The organism is Rhodoplanes sp. SY1 (genome assembly GCF_046000175.1).
Classification (GTDB): Bacteria; Pseudomonadota; Alphaproteobacteria; order Rhizobiales; family Xanthobacteraceae; genus Rhodoplanes.
The window spans coordinates 1-7,734 of sequence record NZ_JBEOMB010000174.1; the positions used below are offsets into that span (position 1 = coordinate 1).

Sequence of the window (7,734 nt, forward strand, 5' to 3'; positions counted from 1 at the left end):
TCTCGGATCGGCTCTAAGGCACGCGGCTAATCATTGGTTAATTATCGATATGTTTGACAATGTGTTGTGTCGATTGGCGACCAACGCCCCCGTGCGTCACGGATTGACCGCCGCCCCGATGCGCCTATCCTGATGCGGGCTTGCCTTCGCGTAAGGAGAGGCGAACCCTATGACCAAGCTCATCATTCCGCATGACGCCTACGTCTTCGTCGCGGACGGGCGCAAGGCGCTCGTTCTGCGCAACGAGGGGGACGAGAAGTTCCCCAATCTGCGCACCGAGCAGGTCTTCGTCGATGTCGACAACCCGGCCGCCCGCGACCAGGGCACCGATGCGCCCGGCCGCGCTTTCGCGAGCGTCGGTGCGCGGCGCAGCAGCGTCGAGCAGACCGACTGGCACGTGATGGAGGAGCAGCGCTTCGCCAAGGATTCGGCCGCCGCGCTGCACCGCTTGGTGCGCGACCGCAAGGTGAAGGCGCTGGTGATCGCCGCCCCCCCGAAGACGCTCGCCGAGCTGCGGCGCGCCCTGCACAACGAGGTCAAGACCGTGGTCGTGGCGGAGATCGACAAGGATCTCACCAAGCTGCCGGTCTACGAGATCGAGAAGCACCTGAAGGCCGCCTGAGCAGCTCGGCCGGATGAAGCCTCACCCCGTTCCGCTCGTCCCTGCGAAGGCGGGGAACCAGAGGAGACACGGCAAGACGCCCTGGATGCCCGTCTGCGCGGGCATGAGCGGAGGGTGGGGCGGCCTTCGAATCTACGAACCCACGAACCCACGAACCCACGAGAGCCGAGGTTCGACGACACCGTCATTCCGGGGCGGCGCAACGCGCCAACCCGGAATCCAGCCGCGCGCTCGGACAACGGGGTTGGATTCCGGGCTCGCGGACCTGCGGTCCGCGCCGCTGCGGTCCGCGCCCCTGAATGACCGATCAAAGGTGTCGGGGCGGCGTCACGCCCGCCGCGTCGCGCCGAGCTCGTAGAGGGCGGCCGCCAACGCCGCCTCGAACGGCGTGTGCGGAACCTGGCCGATCGCGGCGGCGAGCCGTCGCTCGTCGATGCGGTGCGGCACCGTCCAGAGATAGGCGATGTCGGTCAGCTCGCGGAACACCGGCACCATGGGTGCCAGCAGCCGCAGCATCCACCACTGCATGCGGTCGATCTTGAACGACCTTCCGAGCGCCGTGGTGATCGCCTTCAGGAGCTCGTCGCCCGTCACGGCGTGGCCGGCGAAGCCGTAGGCCGCGAAGGGCGGCACGCTGTCGCGCACCGCGGCGAGCTTCGGGACCGTCGCGGCGACGTCCGGCAGGTAGGCCCAGGTGTGGACGATGTCGAGCGGTCCCGGATAGGCGAGCCGCCCGTGGCTGATGTGGTTGAGGACGACACGGTCGAGCCAGCCGCCGGCATCGCCGCCATAGAAGTCGCCGGTGCGCAGCACGATGGTGCGCAGGCCGGTCTCGGCCTCGGCGCGCAGCCGCTCCTCGATGGCGACCCGAATCGTGCCCTTGCGCGAGGTCGGCCGCATCGGCGTGTCCTCGTCGAGCACGGGCGGCATGCCGGCGCCGTAGCCGTAGACATTGCCGGGCATCATCAGGGTGGCGCCGGCGCCGCGCGCCGCCGCGATGGCGGTCTCGGCCAGGCCGAACGCCTCCGCCTCCCACCGCGTGTAGGGAACGTTGAGGGCGTGCAGCACCACGTCGGCGCCCTGCGCCGCCTCGACGACCGACTCGGTGTCGCGAGCGTCGAGCGTGATCAGCTCGGTGCCGGGCGCGATGCGGGACGCGGCGCTGCCGCGCACCAGGCTCGCGACCTGCCAGCCGGCGTCGCGGAACGCCTCCGCAGCGGCGCGGCCCAGCCGGCCGGCGCCACCCAGCACGAGAGCCCGCCCGCTCAAAGCGCGACACTCCCCAGCGCTCGGTCGAGGTCGGCGTAGAGATCCTCCGGATCCTCGAGCCCGACCGACAGGCGCAGCAGGTTGGTCGGGCAGGGCGAGCCCGGCCCCTCGATCGAGGCGCGGTGTTCGATCAGACTCTCGACGCCGCCGAGCGACGTCGCCCGCTTCCACAGCGAGACGGCGGCCGCGACCGCGATCGCGGCCCGTTCGCCGCCGAGCACCTCGACCGACAGCATGGCGCCGTACCCGGTCATCTGTCGGGTCGCGATCGCGTGCCCCGGATGGTGCGGCAGGCCCGGATAGCGCACCCGCTCGATGCCGCGGTGGTGGCCGAGCCAGGTGGCGAGCAGGGCGGCGGATTCGGATTGCGCCCGCACCCGGACGTCGAGGGTGCGCATGCCGCGCAGCAAGAGCCACGCCTCGAACGGCCCGAGGATCAGCCCCAAGCGGGCACGCAGCTCGGCGATGCGGGTCCACCAGGCGTCGTCCGGATCACGGGTCGCCAAGGCGCCCGCGATCACGTCCGAATGGCCGTTCAGATATTTGGTGGCCGAGTGCATCACGAGGTCGGCGCCGAGCGCCAGCGGCCGGCTGAACACCGGGGTGGCGACGGTCGAGTCCACGGCCACCTTGGCGCCTGCCGCATGCGCGATCTCGGCGATGCCGGCGATGTCCGTGATGGTCCACAGCGGGTTGCCGGGCGTCTCGATCCACACCAGTCGGGTCTTTCCCGGCATCACGGCGTCCCGCACCGCCGCCAGATCCGTGGTGTCGACCAGCGTCACGGTGTGGCCGTGGCGCGGCGCCTCGCGCACGAGCCAATCGCGAAATGCCCAGTACATCACCTGCGACGCGACGATATGGCCGGGCTCCGGCAGCGCCATCACGGCGGCGGTCGCGGCCGACAAGCCGGAGCCGAGCAGCATCGCCGCCGTGGCGCCTTCGAGCGCGGCCAGCACGCCCTCGGCCTGGCGCACCGTCGCGTTGTCGGGCCGGCCATAGACGTAGCCGGACGAATAGGCGTTGTCGGGATCGCGCAGATAGGTGGTCGAGACGTGCACGGGCGGCACGATCGCCCTGGTCACGGGCTCGACGGCGCCGAGTGCCTGGGCGGCGAGGGTTCGAGGCTTCGGAGGCGAGGGGGGCTTTGCCATTGGGGATCCGGGACCACGGTCGTGCGCCGGCCGGCGCAGCCCCGTAGTGGCGCGAAGGCCGGTTCGGCACAAGGGGTTCGGCACGCGAGGCGCCGCCGCCATTCCCGCCCGGCGAAACATGCCTATATGCTGGTCGCGGGCCGCATGTGCTGCATCGTGCCGCGGCCCCGAGCGGCGGCCGCCGAGAGATTCCGAGAGACTTCGAGAGAGGACACCCCGATGGCCCACGCGCTCAGCATGTACGCCGTCCCGGTGGCGATCGGGGCCGTCGCCGTGGTGCTCCTCCTCGGCCTCGTCAACATGCTGCGCGGCGGCTCGCCCTCGACCTCGCAGACCCTCATGCGCTGGCGCGTGGTGCTGCAGCTCGTCGCCATCGTTGTGATCATGGCGACCGTCTGGGCGATGGGCCGGTAGCGGGCGCCCAAAAAAGCGCACCGGCATTGCCCGGGCGCCGAAATCCATTACGGTCCCGCCACCGTAGAGACCCGACTGAACCGGACCTTCGCAGGACAAGCCCCCATGGTCGTGCTCAATCGCATCTACACCCGCACCGGCGACGACGGCACCACGGCGCTCGGCACCGGCGAGCGGCGCAAGAAGCACGACCTGCGCATCGCCGCCTACGGCACGGTCGACGAGACCAATGCGGCGCTCGGCGTGGCGCGGCTCTCCACGGCAGGGGAGCCCGACCTCGATGCCATGCTGGCGCGCATCCAGAACGATCTGTTCGACCTCGGGGCCGATCTCTGCATGCCGGGCGAGGCCGGCAAGGGGCCGGGCGGGGCGCGGCTCGCGGTCAGCGAGGAGCAGGTCGCCCGGCTGGAGCGCGAGATCGATCAGCTGAACGCCGACCTTTCGCCGCTGCGCTCCTTCATCCTGCCGGGCGGCACCCCGGCAGCGGCCGCCCTGCACGTCGCCCGCACGGTGTGCCGGCGGGCCGAGCGGCTGATGGCGGAGCTCGCCGACCGGCCCGGCGAGCCGGTGTCCGGCCCGGCGCTCAAATACGTCAACAGGTTGTCGGACTTCCTGTTCGTCGCGGCGCGCTGGGCCAATGATCGGGGGGCCGCCGACGTCCTGTGGCAGCCCGGCCGGAACCGCTGACCGGCACCCCGGGCCGCGCTCGCGCGGGCGGAAATTTCGTCGCAGCTTGAAGGTTTTCCAGACAGGCCCGGCGGCTCCCTGCGGCACTGCGGAAGTCGCGTTGACAGCCCTGGAACCGGGCCATAGGTTGCCCCGCCGCCGTGGGGAGTGATGCAGCATGAAGGTCCTTGTCACAGTCAAGCGGGTCGTCGACTACAACGTGAAGGTGCGGGTGAAGCCGGACGGGTCCGGCGTCGAGCTCGCCAACGTGAAGATGTCGATGAATCCCTTCGACGAGATCGCCGTCGAGGAGGCGATCCGGCTCAAGGAGGCCGGAAAGGCCACCGAGATCGTCGCCGTCTCGATCGGCCCGGCCCAGGCGGCCGAGACCATCCGCACCGCGCTCGCCATGGGCGCCGACCGCGGCATCCTGGTGAAGACCGACGGCGTCGTAGAGCCGCTCGCGGTCGCCAAGATCCTCGCCAAGGTGGTCGCCGAGGAGGCGCCCGGCCTCGTCATCATGGGCAAGCAGGCGATCGACGACGACTGCAACCAGACCGGCCAGATGCTGGCCGCGCTGCTCGGCTGGCCGCAGGGCACGTTCGCGTCCAAGGTCGTGCTCGAAGGCGACGGCGTCACCGTGACGCGCGAGGTCGACGGCGGCCTGCAGACGGTCGCGCTCAAGGGGCCGGCGATCGTCACCACGGATCTGCGGCTCAACGAGCCGCGCTACGCCTCGCTGCCCAACATCATGAAGGCGAAGAAGAAGCCGATCGCCGAGAAGGCGCCGGCCGACTACGGCGTCGACGTGGCGCCGCGGCTCGAGGTCCTCAAGACCGTCGAGCCGGCCGGCCGCAAGGCCGGCGTAAAGGTCGGCTCGGTCGCCGAGCTGGTCGGGAAGCTCAAGGACGAAGCCGGAGTGCTGTGAGATGGCGAACCTTCTGGTTGCGGAACACGACGGCGGAACCCTCAAGGACGCCACCGCCAAGGCCCTGACCGCGGTCCGCGCGCTCGGCGGCGACGTTCATGTCCTGGTCGCCGGACAGAATGTCGCGGGCGTCGCCGCGGCGGCGGCCGCGCTCGACGGCGTGGCCAAGGTGATCACGGCGGACGATGCCCGCTACGCCCACCAGACGGCCGAGCCGCTGGCGGCGCTCCTGGTGTCGCTCGCGCCGGCCTACGACGCGCTGGTCATGCCGGCGACGGCGATCGGCAAGGACGTGATGCCGCGCGTCGCCGCGCTCATCGACGTCATGCAGGTCTCCGAGATTATCAAGGTGCTCGGCCCCGACACGTTCGAGCGTCTGATCTATGCCGGCAGCGCCGTGCAGACGGTGCGGTCGCGCGACGCCAAGAAGGTGATCACGGTCCGCATCTCGTCGTTCCAGGCGACCGGGGCCGGCGGCGCCGCGGCGCCGATCGAGCCGGTCGCGGCCGTGGCCGACCCCGGCATCTCCCGCTTCGTCGGCGAGGAGCTGTCGAAGTCGGAGCGCCCGGAGCTGACCTCGGCCCGCATCGTCGTGTCGGGCGGCCGTGCCGTGCAGAGCCGCGAGAACTTCGCGAAATACATCGAGCCGGTGGCCGACACGCTCGGCGCCGCGGTCGGTGCCTCGCGGGCCGCGGTCGACGCCGGCTACGCCCCGAACGACTGGCAGGTCGGCCAGACCGGCAAGGTGGTGGCGCCGGAGCTCTATGTCGCGGTCGGCATCTCGGGCGCGATCCAGCACCTTGCCGGCATGAAGGACTCGAAGGTCATCGTCGCCATCAACAAGGACGAGGAGGCGCCGATCTTCCAAGTCGCCGACTACGGCCTCGTCGGCGACCTCTTCAAGATCCTGCCCGAGCTCCAGGAGGAGCTCGCCAAGCTGGGCAAGTGACGCCGGGCAAGTGACGCTGGGCAAGTGACGTCGGGCCGACGTCTGCTTGGACGACCTGCGCGACATCCGGCCGCCGTCACCCGACGGCGGCCGCGGCACCGCCCGCCGAGGCCCGGTCCGGGCATCACGGCCGTGGCGGGCGGCCGAGACTGGCGATATAAGAGCTTCCCGGTCCATGGCCGGGTCCGTCCCCCGGCGGGCCCGGGAGCCTGGACCGCCAGTCCCTCGGGTAGGTGACATGACGAATATCGACAAGGTCGGCGTGATCGGGGCCGGGCAGATGGGCACCGGGATCGCCCATGTCTGCGCCCTGGCCGGGCTGGACGTGGTGCTCAACGACGTCAGCGCGGACCGCGTCAAGGCCGGGCTCGCGACCATCAACGGCAACATGACCCGCCAGGTGCGGCGCAACCGCATCACCGAGCCGGAGCGCCAGGCGGCGCTCGCCCGCATCGTGCCGTCGATCTCCTACGACGGCTTCTCGGACTGCGACCTCGTGATCGAGGCGGCGACCGAGAAGGAGGACGTGAAGCGCAAGATCTACGGCCAGCTGTGTCCGCACCTCAAGCCGGACGCGATGATCGGATCCAACACCTCGTCGATCTCGATCACGCGGCTCGCCGCCGCGACCGACCGGCCGGAGCGTTTCATCGGGATTCATTTCATGAATCCGGTGCCGCTGATGGAGCTCGTCGAGCTGATCCGCGGCATCGCCACCGAGGACGTCACCTACGAGGCCACCAAGGCGTTCTGCGTGCGGCTCGGCAAGACGGTCGCGGTGTCGGAGGATTTTCCGGCCTTCATCGTCAACCGCGTGCTGATGCCGATGATCAACGAGGCGATCTACACGCTGTACGAGGGCGTCGGCACCGTGGAGGCGATCGACACCGCGATGCGGCTCGGCGCCAACCATCCGATGGGGCCGCTGCAGCTCGCCGACTTCATCGGCCTCGACATCTGCCTCTCGGTCATGCAGGTCCTGCACGAGGGGCTCGCAGATTCGAAATACCGGCCGTGCCCGCTGCTGGTGAAATACGTCGAGGCCGGCTGGCTCGGCCGCAAGACGCAGCGCGGCTTCTACGACTATCGCGGCGAGAAGCCGGTTCCGACGCGGTGAGATCGTCGATCCTTAGGGTGGGTCAGACGCGAAGCGTCGTAACCCACCGATCGACGCGGGGCGGCGGATTACGGCGCTTCGCGCCTAATCCGCCCTACGATTTCGCGACATCATCTTCCACACCCGACCGTCGATCGCGGCGAGGCCGGCCGCGATGCCGAGCATGCCGGCGATCTGGTGTGCGGCGAGGCGCTCGTCCATCAGCACGGTGCCGAGCAGCATGGCGCTGACCGGGATCAGGAAGGTGACGAGCAGCGTGTTGGTCGCCCCGGCTCGCGCCAAGACTCGGAAATACAGCACATAGGCGAGCGCGGTCGAGAAGGCGCCGAGCGCGAGGAGCGCGGCGACCGCCGGCCACGAGGGCGGGGGCAGCGTCCACGGCTGGTCGAAGAGCAGCACCGGCGGCAGCATCAGGGCGATCGCCGCGACCGCTTGGCCGCCGCCCATCTGGTTCGGCGACAGGTGCTTGTAGCGGCGCGCATAGATGGCGCCGACCGCGTACAGAAACGCCGCCAGCAGGCAGGCGATCTCGCCGGCGATGTGGCCGCCGATCCCGCCGAGCGCCGCCGGGCCGATCATCACGGCGACCCCGACGAGGCCGAGCAGCAGGCCGAC

The 7,734-nt window shown here is 70.3% G+C and carries 9 protein-coding genes; 6 read left to right on the forward strand and 3 right to left on the reverse strand.

What is annotated here, in order from left to right; translation table 11 throughout:
• Window positions 1-169: 169 nt before the first annotated feature.
• Complete coding sequence (locus ABTU92_RS27300) at window positions 170-622, forward strand: host attachment protein (RefSeq protein ID WP_408094737.1); 453 nt, start codon at window positions 170-172, stop codon at window positions 620-622.
• 327 nt (window positions 623-949) lie between these two features.
• Here ABTU92_RS27300 and ABTU92_RS27305 read toward each other — a convergent pair whose 3' ends face one another.
• Together ABTU92_RS27305 and ABTU92_RS27310 are read right to left on the reverse strand one after the other, a co-directional pair.
• Complete coding sequence (locus ABTU92_RS27305; RefSeq protein WP_408094738.1) at window positions 950-1,891, reverse strand: NAD-dependent epimerase/dehydratase family protein; 942 nt, start codon at window positions 1,889-1,891, stop codon at window positions 950-952.
• Window positions 1,888-3,045, reverse strand: a complete 1,158-nt coding sequence (locus ABTU92_RS27310; protein WP_408094739.1) for a trans-sulfuration enzyme family protein — start codon at window positions 3,043-3,045, stop codon at window positions 1,888-1,890. The genes ABTU92_RS27305 and ABTU92_RS27310 overlap by 4 nt, the downstream gene beginning before the upstream one ends.
• Before the next feature lie 219 nt (window positions 3,046-3,264).
• On the opposite strand from ABTU92_RS27310, the gene ABTU92_RS27315 reads away from it, so the two are divergent.
• From ABTU92_RS27315 to ABTU92_RS27335, 5 genes are all read left to right on the forward strand, one after another.
• Window positions 3,265-3,459 carry a twin transmembrane helix small protein gene (locus ABTU92_RS27315; protein ID WP_408094740.1) on the forward strand — a complete coding sequence of 65 codons (195 nt, stop codon included), beginning with the start codon at window positions 3,265-3,267 and terminating at the stop codon, window positions 3,457-3,459.
• A 105-nt stretch (window positions 3,460-3,564) separates the two neighbouring features.
• Window positions 3,565-4,146: a cob(I)yrinic acid a,c-diamide adenosyltransferase gene (locus tag ABTU92_RS27320; RefSeq protein ID WP_408094741.1), complete on the forward strand. Its 582-nt coding sequence runs from the start codon at window positions 3,565-3,567 to the stop codon at window positions 4,144-4,146.
• A gap of 157 nt (window positions 4,147-4,303) precedes the next feature.
• A complete protein-coding gene (locus ABTU92_RS27325) occupies window positions 4,304-5,053 on the forward strand; it encodes an electron transfer flavoprotein subunit beta/FixA family protein (protein ID WP_408094742.1) in 750 nt (249 codons plus the stop codon).
• A 1-nt stretch (window position 5,054) separates the two neighbouring features.
• Window positions 5,055-6,002, forward strand: a complete 948-nt coding sequence (locus tag ABTU92_RS27330) for an electron transfer flavoprotein subunit alpha/FixB family protein (RefSeq protein ID WP_408094743.1) — start codon at window positions 5,055-5,057, stop codon at window positions 6,000-6,002.
• 238 nt (window positions 6,003-6,240) lie between these two features.
• Window positions 6,241-7,119 (forward strand): 3-hydroxybutyryl-CoA dehydrogenase, encoded by an 879-nt coding sequence (locus ABTU92_RS27335; protein ID WP_408094744.1) that lies wholly within the window; start codon window positions 6,241-6,243, stop codon window positions 7,117-7,119.
• A gap of 84 nt (window positions 7,120-7,203) precedes the next feature.
• Here the strand turns inward: ABTU92_RS27335 and ABTU92_RS27340 are convergent.
• The coding region (locus tag ABTU92_RS27340; RefSeq protein ID WP_408094745.1) for a DMT family transporter at window positions 7,204-7,734 on the reverse strand (531 nt) is incomplete at its 5' end.

Bases quoted from the DNA above. Each gene is read 5' to 3' on its own strand.
- ABTU92_RS27330 (WP_408094743.1), top strand. From the start codon at position 5,055: ATGGCGAACCTTCTGGTTGCGGAACACGACGGCGGAACCCTCAAGGAC.
- ABTU92_RS27325 (WP_408094742.1), top strand. From the start codon at position 4,304: ATGAAGGTCCTTGTCACAGTCAAGCGGGTCGTCGACTACAACGTGAAG.
- ABTU92_RS27310 (WP_408094739.1), bottom strand. From the start codon at position 3,045: ATGGCAAAGCCCCCCTCGCCTCCGAAGCCTCGAACCCTCGCCGCCCAG.
- ABTU92_RS27320 (WP_408094741.1), top strand. From the start codon at position 3,565: ATGGTCGTGCTCAATCGCATCTACACCCGCACCGGCGACGACGGCACC.
- ABTU92_RS27335 (WP_408094744.1), top strand. From the start codon at position 6,241: ATGACGAATATCGACAAGGTCGGCGTGATCGGGGCCGGGCAGATGGGC.
- ABTU92_RS27300 (WP_408094737.1), top strand. From the start codon at position 170: ATGACCAAGCTCATCATTCCGCATGACGCCTACGTCTTCGTCGCGGAC.
- ABTU92_RS27315 (WP_408094740.1), top strand. From the start codon at position 3,265: ATGGCCCACGCGCTCAGCATGTACGCCGTCCCGGTGGCGATCGGGGCC.